This window comes from Nocardioides sp. TF02-7 (genome assembly GCF_022437945.1).
Taxonomy (GTDB): Bacteria; Actinomycetota; Actinomycetes; order Propionibacteriales; family Nocardioidaceae; genus Nocardioides.
The window spans coordinates 827876-846997 of sequence record NZ_CP092535.1 but is presented as its reverse complement, the minus strand read 5'-3'; the positions used below and the strand labels follow the sequence as shown (position 1 = coordinate 846997).

Annotated in this window: 13 protein-coding genes and 4 pseudogenes; all 17 read left to right on the top strand. The window is 73.2% G+C overall.

What is annotated here, in order from left to right; all coding sequences use genetic code 11:
* Positions 1–3 precede the first annotated feature (3 nt).
* The gene (locus tag MF408_RS04340; RefSeq protein ID WP_240250391.1) at positions 4–1239 is read left to right on the top strand and encodes an MFS transporter; all 1236 of its coding nucleotides are present in this window, start codon (positions 4–6) and stop codon (positions 1237–1239) included.
* The gene (locus MF408_RS04335; RefSeq protein ID WP_240250390.1) at positions 1236–4958 is read left to right on the top strand and encodes a nitrate reductase subunit alpha; all 3723 of its coding nucleotides are present in this window, start codon (positions 1236–1238) and stop codon (positions 4956–4958) included. The genes MF408_RS04340 and MF408_RS04335 overlap by 4 nt, the downstream gene beginning before the upstream one ends.
* Positions 4958–6751, top strand: coding sequence for a nitrate reductase subunit beta (narH, locus tag MF408_RS04330; protein ID WP_240250389.1), 1794 nt, complete (start codon positions 4958–4960; stop codon positions 6749–6751). The genes MF408_RS04335 and narH overlap by 1 nt, the downstream gene beginning before the upstream one ends.
* Complete coding sequence (gene narJ, locus MF408_RS04325) at positions 6748–7464, top strand: nitrate reductase molybdenum cofactor assembly chaperone (RefSeq protein WP_240250388.1); 717 nt, start codon at positions 6748–6750, stop codon at positions 7462–7464. Before narH ends, narJ begins: the two co-directional genes overlap by 4 nt.
* Complete coding sequence (gene narI / locus MF408_RS04320) at positions 7464–8183, top strand: respiratory nitrate reductase subunit gamma (protein WP_240250387.1); 720 nt, start codon at positions 7464–7466, stop codon at positions 8181–8183. The genes narJ and narI overlap by 1 nt, the downstream gene beginning before the upstream one ends.
* A 148-nt stretch (positions 8184–8331) precedes the next feature.
* Positions 8332–8628, top strand: coding sequence for a LuxR family transcriptional regulator (locus MF408_RS04315; RefSeq protein WP_240250386.1), 297 nt, complete (start codon positions 8332–8334; stop codon positions 8626–8628).
* 95 nt (positions 8629–8723) lie between these two features.
* Positions 8724–9220: pseudogene (locus tag MF408_RS26565) on the top strand (NTP transferase domain-containing protein); the annotation flags it as partial.
* A gap of 210 nt (positions 9221–9430) precedes the next feature.
* Positions 9431–10319: pseudogene (locus MF408_RS24915) on the top strand (MoxR family ATPase).
* Positions 10316–11422 (top strand): VWA domain-containing protein, encoded by a 1107-nt coding sequence (locus MF408_RS04295; RefSeq protein WP_240251654.1) that lies wholly within the window; start codon positions 10316–10318, stop codon positions 11420–11422. The pseudogene MF408_RS24915 and the gene MF408_RS04295 overlap by 4 nt, the downstream one beginning before the upstream one ends.
* Positions 11415–12620: an XdhC/CoxI family protein gene (locus tag MF408_RS04290; RefSeq protein ID WP_240250385.1), complete on the top strand. Its 1206-nt coding sequence runs from the start codon at positions 11415–11417 to the stop codon at positions 12618–12620. The genes MF408_RS04295 and MF408_RS04290 overlap by 8 nt, the downstream gene beginning before the upstream one ends.
* Before the next feature lie 35 nt (positions 12621–12655).
* On the top strand, positions 12656–13894 hold the full coding sequence (locus MF408_RS04285) for a transcriptional regulator (protein ID WP_240250384.1): 1239 nt from the start codon (positions 12656–12658) through the stop codon (positions 13892–13894).
* A 42-nt stretch (positions 13895–13936) separates the two neighbouring features.
* The gene (locus MF408_RS04280) at positions 13937–14281 is read left to right on the top strand and encodes a metalloregulator ArsR/SmtB family transcription factor (protein WP_345893842.1); all 345 of its coding nucleotides are present in this window, start codon (positions 13937–13939) and stop codon (positions 14279–14281) included.
* A gap of 18 nt (positions 14282–14299) precedes the next feature.
* On the top strand, positions 14300–14902 hold the full coding sequence (locus MF408_RS04275) for an SRPBCC domain-containing protein (protein ID WP_240250383.1): 603 nt from the start codon (positions 14300–14302) through the stop codon (positions 14900–14902).
* Positions 14903–15262: 360 nt separating this feature from the next.
* Positions 15263–15715 (top strand): annotated as a pseudogene (locus tag MF408_RS04270) ((2Fe-2S)-binding protein); the annotation flags it as partial.
* A gap of 40 nt (positions 15716–15755) precedes the next feature.
* Positions 15756–16472 (top strand): annotated as a pseudogene (locus MF408_RS04265) (molybdopterin cofactor-binding domain-containing protein); the annotation flags it as partial.
* Positions 16473–16557: 85 nt separating this feature from the next.
* A complete protein-coding gene (locus MF408_RS04260) occupies positions 16558–18249 on the top strand; it encodes a molybdopterin cofactor-binding domain-containing protein (protein WP_345893910.1) in 1692 nt (563 codons plus the stop codon).
* Positions 18246–19121 carry a xanthine dehydrogenase family protein subunit M gene (locus MF408_RS04255; protein ID WP_240251650.1) on the top strand — a complete coding sequence of 292 codons (876 nt, stop codon included), beginning with the start codon at positions 18246–18248 and terminating at the stop codon, positions 19119–19121. The genes MF408_RS04260 and MF408_RS04255 overlap by 4 nt, the downstream gene beginning before the upstream one ends.
* The last annotated feature ends 1 nt before the right edge of the window (position 19122 follow it).

Sequence of the window (19122 nt, the reverse complement as noted above, 5' to 3'; positions counted from 1 at the left end):
CGGATGACGGCACCAGCAGGCGTGAGCGGCAGCCGGGCCGAGGCGGTGGACGGCCGGGCATGGGTGATGCTGGCGGTCGCGACACTGGGGTTCGCGGTCAACTTCTGGGCGTGGGCGCTGCTCAGCCCGCTGGGCCCGCTGTTCCGCGACGAGGGCACGCTCGGTGAGCTGAGCGAGGGCGACGTCTCCCTGATGGTGGCGGTCCCGGTCATCGTCGGATCGCTCGGCCGGATCGTGGTCGGCGCCCTGACCGACCGGTACGGCGGCCGGGTGATGTTCCCGCTGGTGTCGGCCGCGACGGTGGTGCCGGTCCTGTTCGTCGCGTTCTTCGCCCTCGACTCCTACGCCCTGCTCCTCGTCGGCGGGTTCTTCCTCGGCATCGGCGGCACCGCGTTCGCCGTGGGCGTGCCGTTCGTCAACGCCTGGTTCCCCCCGGCCAAGCGGGGGCTGGCCGTCGGCGTGTTCGGCGCCGGGATGGGCGGCACGGCGATCAGCGCCCTCACCACGGTGAAGCTCTACGACGGCCTCGGCCACCGGGCGCCGTTCCTCATCACCGCGGCGGTGCTCACCGGCTACGCCGTGCTCGCCTGGCTGGTGCTGCGCGACGCACCGGGCCGGACGGTGCCGACCACCTCGCTGGGGAGCCGGCTGGTGGCGACCAGCCGGCTGCCGATCACCTGGCAGGCGTGCGTGCTCTACGCCGTGGCGTTCGGCGGCTACGTCGCGTTCTCCGTCTACCTGCCCGCCTACCTCAAGACGGCCCACGACCTGTCCGCCGCCGACGCGTCGAACCGGATGGCGGGCTTCGTCGTCGTCGCGGTGCTGATGCGGCCCGTGGGCGGCTGGTTGTCCGACCGCGTCGGCGCGATCCCGGTGCTGACGGCCGGGTTCGCCGTCGTCACGGTCTGTGCCGCGATCTCGGCCGGGACGCCGCCGCTCGACGGCATCGGCACGGTCGCCTTCCTCGCCATGGCGGCCGCCCTCGGGTCGGGCAGCGGCGCGGTCTTCGCTCTCATCGCCCAGGTCAGCGAGCCGTCGCGGGTCGGCGGCATCACCGGGCTGGTGGGCGCCGCCGGCGGGCTGGGCGGCTTCGTTCCGCCGCTGATCATGGGCTACGTCTACGGCCGCACCGACTCCTACGCCATCGGCCTGTGGCTGCTCGCGGCCACCGCCGCCCTCGCGTTGATCCTCACGACGACGATCGTCCGCCGCACCGCCCAGGAGAGGACCGCCGCATGACCACCCCCGGACTCGACGGCTCGCTGAGCGAGGCCCTGGTCCGCACCCGCCGCTACTTCACCCGCGGCGAGGTGTCGCCCGACCTGCGCTCGCTGACGAAGAAGGGCGGCCGGCAGGCCGACGACTTCTACCGCGACCGGTGGAGCCACGACAAGGTGGTGCGGTCCACCCACGGGGTGAACTGCACCGGCTCCTGCTCGTGGAAGGTCTACGTCAAGGACGGGATCATCACCTGGGAGACCCAGCAGACCGACTACCCGTCGGTCGGCCCGGACCGGCCGGAGTACGAGCCCCGGGGCTGCCCGCGCGGAGCCGCCTTCTCCTGGTACACCTACTCACCGACGCGGATCCGCTACCCCTACGTCCGCGGCGTGCTGCTGCAGATGTACCGCGAGGCCAAGAAGCAGCACGGCGGCGACCCGGTGAAGGCCTGGGCGCACGTCGTCGACGACCCGCGGCGCGCCCGCGCCTACAAGTCGGCGCGCGGCAAGGGCGGGCTGGTCCGCGCCACGTGGGACGAGGCGACCGAGATGGTCGCGGCCGCCTACGTGCACACCATCCGCAAGTGGGGACCGGACCGGGTGGCCGGGTTCTCGCCGATCCCCGCCATGTCGATGGTCTCCCACGCCTCGGGTGCCCGGTTCACGTCGCTGGTCGGCGGCTCGATGCTGTCGTTCTACGACTGGTACGCCGACCTCCCCGTCGCCTCGCCCCAGGTGTTCGGCGACCAGACCGACGTGCCGGAGTCCGGCGACTGGTGGGACGCCGGCTACCTCGTCATGTGGGGGTCGAACCTGCCGGTCACCCGGACGCCCGACGCGCACTGGATGGCGGAGGCGCGCTACCGCGGCCAGAAGGTGGTGGCGGTCGCCCCGGACTACGCCGACAACGTCAAGTTCGCCGACGAGTGGCTGGCCCCGCACCCCGGCACCGACGGCGCGCTCGCGATGGCGATGGGCCACGTGGTGCTGAAGGAGTTCTTCGTCGACCGCACCACGCCGTACTTCGACGAGTACGTGAAGAAGTACACCGACCTGCCGCACCTGGTGACGCTGGAGCCGGTGGCCGCCGACGCGGGTGGGCCGACGGCGTACCGCCCGGGGAAGTTCCTGACCGCCGCCGACCTCCCGGACGCCGCGGGCGAGGCCAACGCGGCCTTCAAGACCGTGGTGTGGGACGCACGGACCGGTCGGCCGGTCGTCCCCAACGGCGCGCTCGGCCACCGGTTCGGCGACGCCGACGCCGGCCGCTGGAACCTCGACCTCGGCGACGTGGAGCCGGCGCTCAGCATGCTCGACGGCACCGGCGGCATCGACGGCACAAGTGACACCGGGCTGGTGCACCTCCCGCGCTTCGACAACCCCGACGGCACCGCGGCCGACCTGCCGCGGGGGGTGCCGGTGCGCAGGATCGGCGACCGGGTCGTGACGACGGTGCTCGACCTGATGCTCGCGCAGTACGGCGTCGGGCGGCCCGGGCTGCCGGGGGAGTGGCCGGCGTCGTACGACGACGCCTCCGCGCCCTACACCCCCGCGTGGCAGGAGGCGATCACCGGCGTCCCGGCCGAGGCCGCCGCCCGGATCGCCCGCGAGTTCGCGACCAACGCCGAGGAGTCGCGGGGGCGGTCGATGATCATCATGGGCGCCGGCACCAACCACTGGTTCCACTCCGACACGATCTACCGCGGGTTCCTCACCCTGACCACCCTCACCGGGTGCCAGGGCGTCAACGGCGGCGGGTGGGCGCACTACGTCGGCCAGGAGAAGTGCCGGCCGGTCACCGGGTGGGCCCAGCTGGCGTCCGCGCTCGACTGGTCGCGGCCGCCGCGCCAGATGATCCAGACCGCCTACTGGTACCTGCACACCGACCAGTTCCGCTACGACCACTTCGGCGCCGACACGCTCTCCGCGCGCACCGGCCACGGCCAGCTCGCCGGCAAGGCGACCGCCGACGTGATCGCGCAGAGCGCACGACTGGGGTGGATGCCGTCGTACCCGACGTTCGACCGCAACCCGCTCGACCTCGCCGACGAGGCGGCGGCCGCCGGACGACCGGTCGCCGAGCACGTCGTCGACCGGCTCGCCGCCGGCGACCTGCGGTTCGCCTGCGAGGACCCGGACGCCCCCGAGAACTTCCCCCGCGTCCTGGCCATCTGGCGGGCGAACCTCCTCGGGTCGTCGGCGAAGGGCAACGAGTACTTCCTCAAGCACCTGCTGGGCGCCGACTCCTCGCTGCGCGCCACCGAGGCGCCGGAGGGCGCCCGGCCGCGCGACGTCGTCTGGCACGACGAGGCGCCGGAGGGCAAGCTCGACTTGCTGCTCACCCTCGACTTCCGCCAGACCAGCACCACGGTGTTCTCCGACGTCGTGCTCCCGGCGGCCACCTGGTACGAGAAGCACGACCTCAACACCACCGACATGCACCCCTACGTGCACTCGTTCAACCCCGCCATCGCACCGCCCTGGCAGACCCGCACCGACTGGGACGCCTGGCAGGAGATCGCCCGGAAGTTCAGCGCGCTGGCCGCGACCCACCTCGGGGTCCGCAAGGACGTCGTCGCGGTGCCGCTGCTGCACGACACCCCCGACGCGATGGCCACGCCGCACGGCGCGGTGCGCGACTGGGCGGCCGGCGAGTGCGACCCGGTGCCCGGCGTCACGATGCCCAAGCTGGTCGAGGTCGAGCGCGACTACGGCGCCGTGGCCGACAAGATGGCCGCGCTGGGGCCGCTGCTGGACAAGCTCGGCACCACCACCAAGGGCATCACCTACGACGTGCGTGCCTCGGTCGACTACCTGCGGGCCAAGAACGGGCCGGTGCGCGGCGGCGCCGCGGACGGCCGTCCCTCCTTGCGCCGCGACGTCCACGCCTGCGAGGCGATCCTCGCCCTCTCCGGCACCACCAACGGGCACCTCGCGACGCAGGGCTTCAAGACCCTCGAGAAGCGCACCGGCACCCGGCTCCACGACCTCGCCGCCGAGCACGAGGGCAAGCAGATCACCTTCGCCGACACGCAGTCCGCGCCGACACCGGTGATCACCTCACCCGAGTGGTCGGGCTCGGAGAGCGGTGGCCGCCGCTACAGCCCGTTCACCATCAACGTCGAGCGGCTCAAGCCCTGGCACACCCTCACCGGCCGGCAGACGTTCTACCTCGACCACGACTGGATGGCCGAGCTCGGAGAGAGCCTGCCCGTGTACCGACCACCGCTCAACATGGGAGCGCTGTTCGCCGAGCCGGGCGTGGGCGACGTCGGCGAGCTGGGGGTGACCGTCCGCTACCTCACGCCGCACAACAAGTGGTCGATCCACTCGGAGTACCAGGACAACCTGTTCATGCTTTCGCTCTCCCGCGGCGGGCAGACGATCTGGATGAGCGAGCAGGACGCGGCGAAGGTCGGCGTGCAGGACAACGACTGGATCGAGGCCGTCAACCGCAACGGCGTCGTCGTCGCCCGCGCGATCGTGTCGCACCGGATGCCCGAGGGCACCGTCTACATGCACCACGCCCAGGACCGGCTGATCGACGTGCCGATCTCGGAGACCGCCGGCAAGCGCGGCGGCATCCACAACTCGCTCACGCGGCTGCTGATCAAGCCGACCCACCTGGTCGGCGGCTACGCCCAGCTGGCGTTCGCCTTCAACTACCTCGGTCCGACCGGCAACCAGCGCGACGAGGTGACCGTGATCCGCAAGCGGTCGCAGGAGGTGACGTACTGATGCGCGTGATGGCCCAGATGGCGATGGTGATGAACCTCGACAAGTGCATCGGCTGCCACACCTGCTCGGTGACCTGCAAGCAGGCGTGGACCAACCGCAGCGGCACCGAGTACGTCTGGTTCAACAACGTCGAGACCCGGCCCGGGCAGGGCTACCCCCGCACCTACGAGGACCAGGAGGAGTGGAAGGGCGGCTGGGAGCTCAACGGGCGCGGCCGCCTCAAGCTCAAGGCCGGCGGCCGGCTGCGCAAGCTCGCCACCATCTTCTCCAACCCGAAGATGCCCTCCATCCAGGACTACTACGAGCCGTGGACCTACGACTACGCCACGCTCACCGACGCCCCCGCGCAGGAGCACACGCCGGTCGCGCGGCCGAAGTCGCTGCTGTCGGGCAAGGACATGAAGATCGAGTGGTCGGCCAACTGGGACGACAACCTCGGCGGGTCGCGCGCGTCGTACGACAACGACCCGGTGCTCCAGAAGGTGTCCGCGGACGTGAAGCGCTCCTTCGAGGAGACCTTCATGTTCTACCTGCCGCGGATCTGCGAGCACTGCCTCAACCCCTCGTGCGCGGCGAGCTGCCCGAGCGGGGCGATCTACAAGCGGTCCGAGGACGGGATCGTGCTCGTCGACCAGGACCGCTGCCGCGGCTGGCGGATGTGCGTCACCGGCTGCCCCTACAAGAAGGTCTACTTCAACCACCGCACCGGCAAGGCCGAGAAGTGCACGTTCTGCTTCCCCCGGATCGAGGTCGGGATGCCCACCGTGTGCTCGGAGACGTGCGTGGGCCGGCTGCGCTACATCGGGCTGGTGCTCTACGACGCCGACCGGGTGCTGGAGGCGGCGTCCCACCCCGACGAGAAGGGCCTCTACGAGGCGCAGCGGCAGGTCTTCCTCGACCCGCACGACCCCGAGGTGCAGCGCGCCGCCGAGCAGGCCGGGATCCCGCACGACTGGGTCGAGGCCGCGCAGCGCTCGCCGATCCACGCGCTCATCAACGAGTTCAAGGTCGCGCTGCCGCTCCACCCGGAGTACCGCACGATGCCGATGGTCTGGTACATCCCGCCGCTGTCGCCGGTCGTCGACGTGGTGCGCGACACCGGCGAGGACGCGGAGGACCCGCACAACCTGTTCGCAGCGATCGACGCCCTGCGGATCCCCATCGAGTACCTCGCCGAGCTGTTCACCGCCGGTGACGTCGCCCCGGTCGACGGCGTGCTCCGCAAGCTCGCCGCCATGCGCTCCTACATGCGCGACATCAACCTGGGCCGCGAGCCGAACGGCGAGATCCCCGCGTCGGTCGGGATGAGCGAGGAGCAGATGTACGACATGTACCGGCTGCTCGCCCTGGCGAAGTACGACGAGCGCTACGTGATCCCGCCCGCCCACGCCGAGCAGGCGCACTCGCTCGAGGAGCTGGCGACCGAGTGCTCGCTCGACTACGACGGCGGGCCGGGCATGGGCGGCTGGGGGCCGTTCGGCGAGGGCTCGGGCGGCGTCAGCCCGATCGCGGTGGAGAACTTCCAGATGCTCCAGGACCGGCAGACCTCCGACACGCTCGCCGCCCCGCCCGACAAGGGACAGCGGGTCAACCTGCTCAACTGGGACGGCAAGGGCTCCCCGACCGGCCTGTTCCCACCGCGCCCCGACGCGACCGGCGACCGGCCGGCCGCGGGACTCACCGGCGGCACCGGCGTCCTCGGCAGCGAGGCCGAGACCCAGGCCGGGCCGATCGGCGAGGGATCGGGCGACAACGTCGCCGACCGGCGCACCGGCGGGACGGAGGAGCCGTGAACCCGCTGCGCCGGCGTACCGGCGGCCTCGACCGCGAGCGGCTCGGCTGGACCTGGCAGGCCGCCTCGCTCCTGCTCGGCTACCCCGACGACGACCTGCTGGCGAACCTGCCGGTCGTGCGCCGCGTCGTCGCGGAGCTGCCGCCGGCCATCGCGGGGCCGTTGTCGGCCACCCTCGACCACCTCGCCACCACGGCCCCGGAGGCGCTGTGGGAGGAGTACGTCGAGACGTTCGACACCCGACGGCGGCACAACCTGTTCCTCACCTACTTCGCGCACGGCGACACCCGCAAGCGCGGCGTCGCGCTGCTGCGGTTCCGCCAGACCTACCTCGAGAGCGGGTTCGTGCCCGACGACAGCGAGCTGCCCGACCACCTGTGCGTCGTGCTCGAGTTCGCCGCCACCATCGACCAGGAGCGCGGCCGGCGGCTGCTGCTCGACCACCGCGCCGGCCTGGAGCTCCTCCGGCTCTCGCTCGGCGAGGCCGGGTCGCCGTGGGCGGGCGCCGTGACCGCGGTGTCGGCGACGCTGCCGCCCCTCGGCGACGACGAGTGGGCCGCCGTACGCCGGCTCGCCGCCGAGGGACCACCCGAGGAGGAGGTCGGGATGACGCCCTACGACACGCCGGCCTTCGACCCCGGTGCCGCCGCACCGGCGGCGGCACCGGACGGGCCGGTGCTGCTGCCGACGCCGAGCTTCCCCGGAGCGCGCTGATGGACACCTTCCTCTGGGTCGTCGTGCCCTACGTCTGCCTGACCGCCTTCGTCGTCGGTCACTACTGGCGCTACCGCTACGACAAGTTCGGCTGGACCACCCGGTCCTCGCAGCTCTACGAGGACCGGCTGCTGCGGTGGGGCAGCCCGCTGTTCCACTTCGGCATCCTCTTCGTGTTCCTCGGCCACGTCATGGGGCTGGGGGTGCCGAAGTCGTGGACCGAGGCGGTCGGGATCTCTGAGGAGATCTACCACTTCCTCGCGGTCTCCCTCGGGGCGCTCGCCGGGTTCGGGACCGTCGTCGGGATGGCCATCCTCATCTACCGGCGCCGCACGGTCGGGCCGGTGTTCTCCGCGACCACGGCGATGGACAAGGTGATGTACGTCTTCCTCGCCGTGGTCATCCTGCTCGGCCTGTGGAACACGGTCGCCTCCAACATCCTCGACCACTTCGACTACCGCGACTCGGTGTCGGTGTGGTTCCGCGGCATCTTCCGGTTCGACCCGCACCCCGAGCTGATGGCGGAGGCGCCGATCGGGTTCCAGGCCCACGGCCTGGTGGCGATGCTGCTCTTCGCGCTGTGGCCGTTCACCCGGCTGGTCCACGTCTTCAGCGCGCCGCTGGGCTACCTGACCCGCCCCTACATCGTCTACCGCAGCCGCGAGGACGCCCAGCTGGGCGCCCACCGGCCGCGGCGGGGCTGGGACCGGGTGGGGTGACCCGGCGCGGCGGCCGTCGACGGGGTAGAAATTCGGTGTCGAGTGGGCAGATGGTCCCTGTCGAGTGGCGGCTACGGGTGTTTGAGTGGGCAGGAACCGCCGGACGGCCAGACGGGCCGGACGGCCGGGAGTCGAGAGGAGACGTCGGATGGAGGGCAGGTCACTGACCGAGCTCGCGGAGGAGCAGCTGACCACGGCACGGGAGGCGCACAGCGGCCGGTCCGCGGTCACGGTCTACGGCGGCCGCGAGCACCGGCTGCGCCAGACGCTGATCGCGCTGCGCGCCGGCGCCCGCCTCGGCGAGCACGAGGCGCCCCCGGAGGCGACGCTCCAGGTGCTCTCCGGGTCGGTGGCGCTGCACGCGGGGGGAGCAGACGTGGACCGGGTCCGCCGGCGACCACGTCACCATCCCCCAGCAGCGCCACGACCTCGAGGCCACCGGTGACGCGGTGGTGCTGCTCACCGTGGCGAACTGAGGGGGTCGGGGGTCGTGAGGTTTCCCCGGCCGACCGGGGAAACCTCAACTTGTCGGGCAAAGCAATGCCGGACAAGTGGAGGTTTTGCCCGTCACGTCGGGCCCCGGACCGCCGGCACGGGCCGATGACGGCCGTGCGCGGGTTGCTGCTGGCGGCCGGTGCCGGCTCGCGGATGGGCATGCCGAAGGCACTGGTCCGCGACGCCGGGGGTGAGCCGTGGCTCGCCCGCTCGGTGGCCACCCTCGTCGACGGGGGTGCGCCGCGGTCACCGTCGTGCTGGGCGCGGCCGCCGACGAGGCAGCGGAGCTGCTCCCGGCCGACCCGCGGGCGACCGTGGTGGTCGCGCGCGACTGGGCCGACGGCATGGCCGCTTCCCTGCGTGCCGGGCTGGCCTCGCTGGCTGCGAGCGACGGGGACGACGCGCAGCCCGACGCGGCGCTCGTCCACCTCGTCGACCTGCCCGACGTCACGGCGGCGGTCGTCGCCCGCGTCGTCGCCGCCGCGACCGGGCCCGCGGCGCTCGCCCGGGCGTCGTACGACGGCCGGCCGGGGCACCCGGTCCTCCTCGGCCGCGAACACTGGGCGCCGCTGGCCGCGATCCTCGCCGGCGACGAGGGGAGCACGGTCCTACCTCGCCGCCCACGGCGCCGCGCTCGTGGAGTGCGGCGACCTCGCGACCGGCGACGACGTCGACCACCGCTGACGCCCCCGGCGGCCGCCCGGGCGCCGAGCCAACCTCGGACCAACATGCACCGACCTAGTCTCGACGGCATGGACCCGCGTGTCGCCGACGTGGCCGGCCGTCTCGAGGCCACCGGCTACCTCTGCGACGAGGAGCTCGCCACGGTGCTGTTCCTCGCGCTCCGGATGGGCCGGCCGCTCCTCCTGGAGGGGGAGCCCGGCACCGGCAAGACGGCGCTCGCCGAGGCGGTCGCCACCGCGCTCGGCCAGCCGCTGATCCGGCTGCAGTGCTACGAGGGCATCGACGCGACCCAGGCGCTCTACGACTGGGACTTCCCCCCGCCAGATCCTGCACCTGCGGGCGCTCGAGGCCGTCGCGTCGGGCTCGTCCGCGGGCACGCGCGACGTCGAGGAGGCGGAGAAGAGCCTCTACGACGCCCGGTTCCTCCTCGCGCGCCCGGTGCTCGCGGCGCTGCAGCAGAGCCCGGTCGTGCTGCTCGTCGACGAGGTCGACCGGGCCGACGACGAGTTCGAGGCGTTCCTGCTCGAGGTGCTGTCGACCTACCAGGTGACGATCCCCGAGCTCGGCACCGTGCAGGCCGCCACGCCGCCGACGGTCGTGCTGACCTCCAACCGCACCCGCGAGCTGCACGACGCGCTCAAGCGCCGCTGCCTCTACCACTGGATCGACCACCCGGGCCTCGAGCGCGAGGTCGCGATCGTCCGGTCGCGGGTGCCGGAGGTGAGCGCCGCCCTCGCCCGGCAGGTGGTCGAGGTGGTCCAGCAGCTGCGCGCGGCCGACGACCTCGCCAAGCCCCCCGGCGTCGCGGAGACCATCGACTGGGCCCGCGCGCTCCACCACCTCGGCACGACCGACCTCAACCTCGGCACCGCCGCGGCCTCGCTCGGGGCGCTGGTCAAGCACCGCGACGACGCCGACCGGGTGCGCGCCGCGCTCGACCGGATGCTCACGCCATGACGGTCCTCCACCAGGCCGACGAGGTCCTGCTCGGCTTCACCCGGGCGCTGCGTTCCGCCGGAGTGCCGGTCACCCAGGACCGCGCGCAGGCCTACCTCGACGCGGTCGCCGTCGTCGGGCTGGGCGACCGCCGCGCCACCCGGTCGGCGGGCCGCGCGACGCTCTGCTCCTCGCCCGACGACGTCGAGCGCCACGACCGGGTCTTCGACGCCTGGTTCGGCGAGGAGCTGCCGGCGCCCGGCGCCGGCGGTCGTGAGCGGCCGCCGCAGCCGGCCCCCGTCCTCGACGACGCCGAGGACGGCACCGGCGGTGACGGCGACCAGCTGCTGCGGGTGGCCGCCAGCGCCACCGAGGTGCTGCGGCACCGCGACGTGGCCGAGCTGTCGGCGGGGGAGCGGCAACGTCTCGCCGCGCTGTTCGCGACGCTGCCGGTGCGCAGCCCGCGCCGCCGTACGGCCCGCCGGGTCGCGTCGCACCGCGGCGCCGTCGACGCCTCGCGCACGCTGCGCGCGAGCCTGCGCCGGATGGGTGAGCCGGCCGAGATCCGCTGGCGGCGGCGCGGCACCCGGCCGCGCCGGGTGGTGCTGCTCGTCGACGTCTCCGGGTCGATGAGCGGCTACACCGACGCGCTGCTCCGCCTCGCGCACCGGATCGGTCACGGGTCGGGCCCGGGCCAGGTGGAGACCTTCACCCTCGGCACCCGGCTCACCCACGTCACCCGCGCGCTGCGGCTCCGCGACCCCGATCGCGCCCTCGCCGCGGCGGGCGAGGCCGTGCCCGACTGGTCCGGCGGCACCCGGCTGGGCGAGACCCTCCAGGCCTTCCTCGACCGGTGGGGCCGGCGCGGCGTCGCACGCGGCGCGGTCGTGGTGGTGTTCAGCGACGGCTGGGAGCGGGGCGACGCCGCGCTGCTGGGTCGGCAGATGGAGCGGCTGCACCGGGTCGCCCACCGCGTCGTCTGGGTCAACCCGCACCGCGGCAAGGCCGGCTACCTGCCGCTGCAGGGCGGGATCGTCGCCGCGCTGCCCCACGTCGACGACTTCCTGGCCGGCCACTCGCTGGCCACGTTCGCGGACCTGGTGGAGGTGATCGGTCGTGCGTGAGGTGCTGCCCCAGCTCCTCGAGTGGTGGGAGGCCGGCGAGACGGTGGGCATGGGCACGGTCGTCGCCACCTTCCGGTCGGCGCCCCGGCCGCCGGGCGCCTCGATGCTCGTCGGACCCGACGCGTCGGCGGTCGGGTCGGTCTCCGGCGGCTGCGTCGAGGGCGCGGTCTACGAGCTGGCGCAGGAGGTCGTCGGGACCGGAGCCCCGGTGCTCGAGCGGTACGGCGTCTCCGACGACGACGCGTTCGCCGTCGGCCTGACCTGCGGCGGGATCCTCGACGTGTACGTCGAGCGGGTGTCGCGGGAGACGTTCCCCGAGCTCGGCGAGGTCGCCGCCGACCTCGCCGACGGGACGCCGGTGGCGATCGCCACGGTGGTCGAGCATCCGGACGCCGCGCGGGTCGGCCGCCGGATGTTCCTCCGCCCGGCCACGCCCGGCGGTCGCGGCCCCGGCGACGGCGGCGACGCCAGCGGCGAGCCGGCCGAGGCCCGCGTCGACGGGTCGCTCGGGAGCCGGCGGATGGACGACGCGGTGCGCGACGACGCCCTCGGGTTGCTCGCCGCCGGCCACTCCGGGACGCTCTCCTACGGGCCGGACGGGGAGCGCCGCGGCGAGGGCACGCGGGTGTTCGTGTGGGCGTTCGCGCCGCGGCCCCGGATGCTGGTGTTCGGTGCGATCGACTTCGCGGCAGCGGTCGCCCGGGTGGGGAGCTTCCTCGGCTACCACGTCACCGTGTGCGACGCCCGCCCGGTCTTCGCGACCACGAGCCGGTTCCCCGAGGCCGACGAGGTCGTCGTCGAGTGGCCGCACCGCTACCTCGCCGCCGAGCACGAGGCGGGGCGCATCGATCCGCGGACCGTCGTCACCGTGCTGACGCACGACCCGAAGTTCGACGTGCCGCTGCTGGAGCGGGCGCTGCGGATGCCGGAGCTGTCCTACGTCGGCGCGATGGGCTCCCGGCGTACCCACGACGACCGGATGCGGCGGCTGCGCGAGGCCGGCCTCACCGACGAGGAGCTGGCCCGGCTGTCGAGCCCGATCGGTCTCGACCTCGGTGCCCGCACGCCCGAGGAGACCGCGATCAGCATCGCCGCCGAGATCATCGCCGGCCGCTGGGGCGGCACGGGCGAGCCGCTCGGCACCACCGAGGGCCGCATCCACCACCACGGCCCGGCCGAGCTGGCTGCGGGAACCTGATGACGCCCGCTGGTTCCCCGCCTATGGTGGGCGGCATGGCGCGTGCGGAGCTGCAGGCGAGGCGGGTGGAGGCCGTGCGCGCCTGGACCTCCTTCGTGGAGCGGGCGGCGACGGTCGACCGGCTGGTGCGCCCGGAGATCCTGCACAGCTGGAACCGGTCGCAGGCCGCGGTGCCCACCTCGGTGCCGGCCGCACCGCTCGCCGACGAGTCGGAGACCGCGGCCGCGTGGCGCGACTCCCCGTTGCAGGTCGCGGTCGAGCGGGTCGAGGAGGAGCTGCGCCGGACCGCCGAGGACGGCGACCTCGTCGTCGCGGTGACCGACCCGCAGACCCGGATCCTGTGGACCTACGGCGGCCGGGTGATGCGGCGCCGTGCCGAGACGGTCAACTTCGTGCCCGCCGGGCGGTGGGACGACCGCTCGGTCGGCACCAACGCGCTCGACCTCGCCAACCGGCTCGCCGCGCCCGCCATGGTGTTCAGCGCCGAGCACTACGCCCCGATCGTGCACAACTGGGTGTGCTGGGCCGCGCCCCTGCACGACCCGGCCTCGGGCGCGCGGATCGGCGTGCTCGACATCTCGACCACGTGGGACCGCACCCACCCGATCGGGCTGGCCACCGCCCGGGTGCTGGCGCGGCTGGTCGAGCAGGCGCTGCCGCGCACGCAGCAGTTCGCGGGCAGCGGCGAGGTCACCGCTGACCCGGGGCTGGTGATGACGCTGCTCGGGGCCGCCGAGACCCGCCTCGACGGCCAGCGGCTGCTGCTGAGCCGCCGGCAGACCGAGGTGCTCGCCCTGCTCGCGCTGCACCCCGAGGGCCTGTCGCTGGAGCAGCTGCACGCGATGCTCTACGGCGACCAGGCCGTCACGTTCTCGACGCTCAAGGCCGAGGTCTCCCACCTGCGGCACGCCCTCGGCGGCCAGCTCGCCTCCCGTCCCTACCGGCTGCTGATGCCGGTCGCCACCGACGTCGACCACGTGCTCGCGCTGCTGCGGCGCGGCCAGGTCGGCGCCGCCGTCGAGGCCTACGGCGGCGACCTGCTGCCCGGCACCAACAGCCCGGCGCTCATCGAGATGGGGGAGTACGTCGCGGTCGCGGTGCGGGAGGCGCTGCTCTCGGACCCGCAACCCGACGCGGTGATCCACTACAGCGAGCTCGCGCCGTACGACACCGAGGTGCTGGAGGTCTGCCTCGACCACCTGCGGCCGGTCAACGGGCGGCCGCACCCGGCCGTCGCGCTGCTGAAGGGACGGCTGGCCGTCGCCCGGGGTTGACATGCCTTGACAGGCATATGCCTGGGATGGCATGTTCGGGGCATGGTGGTGCGGGACGTCTTCGAGGTGGTCGCGGACCCGACGCGACGCCGGATCCTCGACCTGCTCCGGGAGGGCGAGCGGCCCGTCGGCGAGCTGGTCGCCGCGCTCGGGGTCGCCCAGCCGAACGTGTCGAAGCACCTGCGGGTGCTGGACCAGGCGGCGCTGGTGCGGGTGCGGGTCGAGGGCCCGCGGCGTCACCTACGCGCTGCGGCCCGACCGGCTCCGCGAGCTCGAGGCGTGGCTGGCGCCGTTCCGCGAGATCTGGGCGGACCGGCTCGACGCCCTCGAGCGGCACCTGGCTGCCATGCCCGACGACGACACCGGACCCGACGAGACCAGACCTGAAGAGACCGGGGAGGGCCGATGACCACCGAGACACCGAACGCCGCCGACCGCACGGGCGTGCTCCTCCGCGACGGCGACCGGGTCGGCCTGCGGTTCGAGCGCCGGCTGGCGCACCCGCCGGAGAAGGTGTGGCGTGCGCTCACCGAGTCCGAGCACCTGCGGCACTGGTTCCCCGCCGACATCGTCGGGGGAGCGCCGCAGCGGCGCCCCGCTCACCCTGCCGTTCTGGCCGGAGTCGGTCGAGCAGGCCGGCGAGGAGATGGCGGAGCTGGGCATCGACCCGGCCGACGCGGTGCTGACCGGCGAGCTGCTCACCTGGGAGCCGCCCCGCGTCCTCGAGCTGACCTGGGACACCGACCGGCTCCGCTTCGAGCTCCACGCCGACGGCGCGGGCACCCGCCTGGTGTTCACCACCTGGCTGCTCGGCGAGCAGGGCCCCAAGGGCACCCCCGGCACCGCCGCCGGCTACCACATCTGCCTCGACCACCTCGAGCAGCTGCTCGACACCGGCACGGCGAGCCCGGTCGACCGCGCCGCGGTCGCGGCGCTCGAGGAGCGGTACGCCGCGGCGTACGCCTGACCTCCCCGGCCTGGTCGAATCGGCCCCTCGTGGTGTGTTGAATCGGGCCTCGTGGTGTGTTGAATCGGGCCTCGTGGTGTGTTGAATCGGGCCTCGTGGTTGGTCGAATCCGGCCTCGTGGTCGGTCGAGTCCGGCCCCGTGGTCGGTCGAGTCGGCCCTCGTGGCGGACCGGCGCGCGCCACCACACCCGATTCAACACACCACGACACCCGATTCGACGAGCCACGAGGCCGGATTCAACACACCACGACACCCGATTCAACCCACCACGAGGCCGGATTCAACCCACCACGACACCCGATTCGACCGGTTCCGGCGCCACCCAACCAAGGGCCAACCGGGGGCACCTAGCGTGAGCCGGGTCACACGTTCACCGCCAACCGTGACCCAAGGGAGTGTCATGACCCGGATCAACCTCACCGTCGACGGCCAGCAGGTGACCGACGACGTCGAACCCCGGATGCTGCTCGTCCAGTACCTCCGGGAGCGGCTCGGCAAGACCGGAACGGTCGTCGGCTGCGACACCAGCAACTGCGGCGCGTGCACCGTGCACCTCGACGGCACCAGCGTGAAGTCGTGCAACGTGCTGGCCGTGCAGGCCGACGGCGCGGAGGTCACCACCGTGGAGGGCCTGGCCGGCGCCGACGGCACGCTGCACCCGGTGCAGGAGGCGTTCCGGGAGTGCCACGGCCTGCAGTGCGGCTACTGCACGCCCGGCATGATCATGCAGAGCATCGACCTCCTCAACGAGAACCCGAACCCCTCGGAGGAGGCGATCCGGCTCGGGCTGGAGGGCAACCTCTGCCGGTGCACCGGCTACCACAACATCGTGCGGGCCGTGCAGCACGCGGCGCAGACCACGTCCGGCCAGCACCCCGAGGGGTGGGGGCCTGATGACCACCACCCAAGAGGGCACCGACGCCCCCGCCGCCGAGATCGGCCGCGACCGCCGTCGCAAGGAGGACCAGCGGCTGATCACCGGCCGCACCCGGTGGACCGACAACATCACCCTCCCCGGGATGCTGCACCTGGCCATGGTGCGCAGCCCGTTCGCCCACGCCCGGGTCACGAGCATCGACACCGCCGCGGCGAAGGGCGTGCCCAACGTCGTCGACGTGTTCGTCGGCAGCGACGTCGCCGACGCGCAGGGCGTGATCGCGAACGCCTGGCCGCTCAACGAGGAGCAGAAGGCGCCCGCCCACCCGCCGATGGCGGTCGACCGGGTCAGCTTCGCCGGTGAGATCGTCGCCGTCGTCGTCGCCCGCGACGCGGCCGCCGCGCGGGACGCGGCCGAGCTCGTCGACGTGGAGTACGACGAGCTGCCCGCGGCCGTCGACCTCAAGGAGGCCGCGGCCGACCGGGTGCTCGCCCACCCCGACCTCGGCACCAACATCTCCTCGGTGTGGACCCTCGACTCCGCCGAGGCGGGCAGCGGCGGCGACGTCGACGAGGCGATCGCCCGGGCCCGCGAGGACGGGATCGTGATCGAGCGGGAGTACCGCCAGCAGCGGCTGATCCCGTCGTTCATGGAGCCGCGCTCCACCGTCGTCGACCCGACCGGCGAACAGATCACGATGTGGTCGTCGACGCAGATCCCCCACATCACCCGGTTCCTGCTGGCGGCCACGACCGGCACGCCGGAGTCCAAGATCCGCGTGATCGCCCCCCGACGTCGGCGGCGGGTTCGGCGGCAAGCTGCAGACGACGCCGGAGGAGTGGCTGACGTTCCTGGCCGCCAAGCGCACCGGGCGGCCGGTGAAGTACACCGAGACCCGGTCGGAGTCGCTGATGGCCGCCCACCACGGGCGCGACCAGTGGCAGCGGCTGACCCTCGCGGCCACGAAGGAGGGCCGCGTCACGGGCCTCAAGGTCGACCTGCTGGCCGACATGGGCTCCTACATCGGCATCGTCGGCGGCGGCGTACCGGTCCTCGGCGCGTGGATGTTCAACGCCATCTACAAGTTCGACGCCTACCGGTTCACCACCACGCAGGTGCTCACCAACAAGGCGTGGGTCGACGCCTACCGCGGCGCCGGCCGGCCGGAGGCGACGTACGCCATCGAGCGGCTGATGAACGAGCTGGCCGCGGAGGTCGGGATGGACCCGCTCGAGCTGCGCGAGCTGAACTGGATCAAGCACGAGGAGTTCCCGTTCACGACCGTGGCGGGGATGACCTACGACTCCGGCAACTACGAGGCGGCGACCGCCAAGGCCAAGGAGATGTTCGGCTACGACGAGCTGCGCGAGGAGCAGCGCCGCCGCCGGGAGTCCGGCGACCCGGTGCAGCTCGGGATCGGCATCTCGACGTTCACCGAGATGTGCGGGCTGGCGCCGTCGCGGGTGCTCGGGCAGCTCAACTACGGCGCCGGCGGCTGGGAGAACGCGGAGATCCGGATGCTCCCGACCGGCAAGGTCGAGGTGATCACCGGTACGTCGCCGCACGGCCAGGGCCACGTGACCGCGTGGTCGCAGATCGTCGCCGACCGGCTCGGCGTTCCGTTCGAGGACGTCGAGGTGCTGCACGGCGACACCCAGGTCGCCGTCCGCGGCCTCGACACCTACGGCTCCCGGTCGCTCGTCGTGGGCGGCGAGGCGCTGGTCCGCGCCGCCGACAAGGTGGTCGAGCGGGCCAAGCCGCTGGCGGCGCACATGCTCGAGGCGTCGCCCGACGACCTGGAGTTCTCGAGCGGCCGGCTGCAGGTGCGCGGCACCGACAAGGGCGTGACGATCCAGGAGGTGGCGACCGCCGCGTGGGCGGCGCACGACCTGCCCGAGGGGATCGAGCCCAACCTCGACGCGTCGGCGTCGTACGACCCGGTCAACTTCTCCTTCCCGCACGGCACCCACCTGTGCGCGATGGAGGTCGACACCGAGACCGGCCGGGTCCAGATGCGCAAGTACGTCTGCGTCGACGACGTCGGCACGATCGTCAACCCGCTGATCGTCGCCGGCCAGGTGCACGGCGGGCTCGTGCAGGGCATCGCGCAGGCGTTGTGGGAGGAGGCGGTCTACGACGACAACGGCACGCTCGTCTCCGGGTCGTTCGTCGACTACCTGCTGCCCACGGCCGCCGACACGATCAGCTTCGAGATCGACCACACCACCTCGCCGAGCACCACCAACACCCTGGGCACGAAGGGGGTGGGCGAGGCGGGCACGATCGCCTCCACCCCGGCGGTGGTCAACGCCGTGGTCGACGCGGTGCGGCACCTCGGGGTGGACGACATCCGGATGCCGTGCACCCCCGAGCGGGTGTGGCGCGCGATCCACGAGGCCGGCGCGGGCGGCGAGACCACCGGCGCGGCCGCGCCGCACATGAGCCCGGCCACCGGCATGCAGGGCACCGTCGATCGCACCGACGGCGCGAGCGAAGGAGGACAGCAGTGATCCCGGCACCGTTCGAGTACGTCGCCCCGTCCAGCGTCGAGGAGGCGCTGCAGGCCCTGGCCGAGCACGGCGACGAGGCCAAGATCATCGCCGGCGGGCAGAGCCTGCTGCCGGTGCTGCGGATGCGCCTCAACGCGCCCGAGTGGGTCATCGACCTGGGCCGGATCCCGTCGCTGCGCGGGGTCCGCGACGGCGGCGACCACCTCGTGGTCGGGGCGATGACCACGCACGACGAGGTCGGCAAGGACCCGCTGGTCCGCGAGCACGCGCTGCTGGTCAGCAAGGCGGTGGAGCACCTCGCCGACGCGCAGGTGCGCCACCGTGGCACGTTCGGCGGCGCGCTCGCGCACGCCGACCCCGCCGGCGACCTCGGCGCCCCCGCGCTCGCGCTCGACGCGGTGTTCGTGGTCCAGGGTCCCGGCGGCACCCGCGAGGTGCCGGCCACGGACTTCTTCGTCGACCTCTTCGAGACGGCGATCGGCGAGGACGAGATCCTCGTCGAGGTCCGGCTGCCCAAGCGGGCCGGCTGGGGCGCGCACTACGAGAAGTTCGTCCGGGTGGCCCACCAGTGGCCCATCGTCGCGGTCGCCGCCGCGGTCCGGCTCGACGGCGACACCATCGCCGAGGCACGGATCGGGCTGACCAACATGGGCAACACGCCGCTGCGGGCCACGGCCGTCGAGGAGGCGCTCGTCGGCAGGCCGGCCACCGCGGACGGCGTACGGGACGCTGCGGCGCTCGCCGCCGAGGGCACCAACCCGCCCAGCGACCTCAACGGCGACGCCGACTACCGCCGCCACCTCGCGACGGTGCTCACCCGGCGGGCGGTGCTGACCGCGGCCGGCCGCAACGGCGCGACGGTGCCCGGCTGAC

What these genes read in the sequence shown, in the direction of transcription:
- MF408_RS04275 (WP_240250383.1), top strand. Translation starts at nt 14,300, where the DNA reads ATGACCACCGAGACACCGAACGCCGCCGACCGCACGGGCGTGCTCCTC.
- narI (WP_240250387.1), top strand. Translation starts at nt 7,464, where the DNA reads ATGGACACCTTCCTCTGGGTCGTCGTGCCCTACGTCTGCCTGACCGCC.
- MF408_RS04335 (WP_240250390.1), top strand. Translation starts at nt 1,236, where the DNA reads ATGACCACCCCCGGACTCGACGGCTCGCTGAGCGAGGCCCTGGTCCGC.
- narH (WP_240250389.1), top strand. Translation starts at nt 4,958, where the DNA reads ATGCGCGTGATGGCCCAGATGGCGATGGTGATGAACCTCGACAAGTGC.
- MF408_RS04340 (WP_240250391.1), top strand. Translation starts at nt 4, where the DNA reads ATGACGGCACCAGCAGGCGTGAGCGGCAGCCGGGCCGAGGCGGTGGAC.
- MF408_RS04285 (WP_240250384.1), top strand. Translation starts at nt 12,656, where the DNA reads ATGGCGCGTGCGGAGCTGCAGGCGAGGCGGGTGGAGGCCGTGCGCGCC.
- MF408_RS04280 (WP_345893842.1), top strand. Translation starts at nt 13,937, where the DNA reads ATGGTGGTGCGGGACGTCTTCGAGGTGGTCGCGGACCCGACGCGACGC.
- MF408_RS04315 (WP_240250386.1), top strand. Translation starts at nt 8,332, where the DNA reads ATGGAGGGCAGGTCACTGACCGAGCTCGCGGAGGAGCAGCTGACCACG.
- MF408_RS04295 (WP_240251654.1), top strand. Translation starts at nt 10,316, where the DNA reads ATGACGGTCCTCCACCAGGCCGACGAGGTCCTGCTCGGCTTCACCCGG.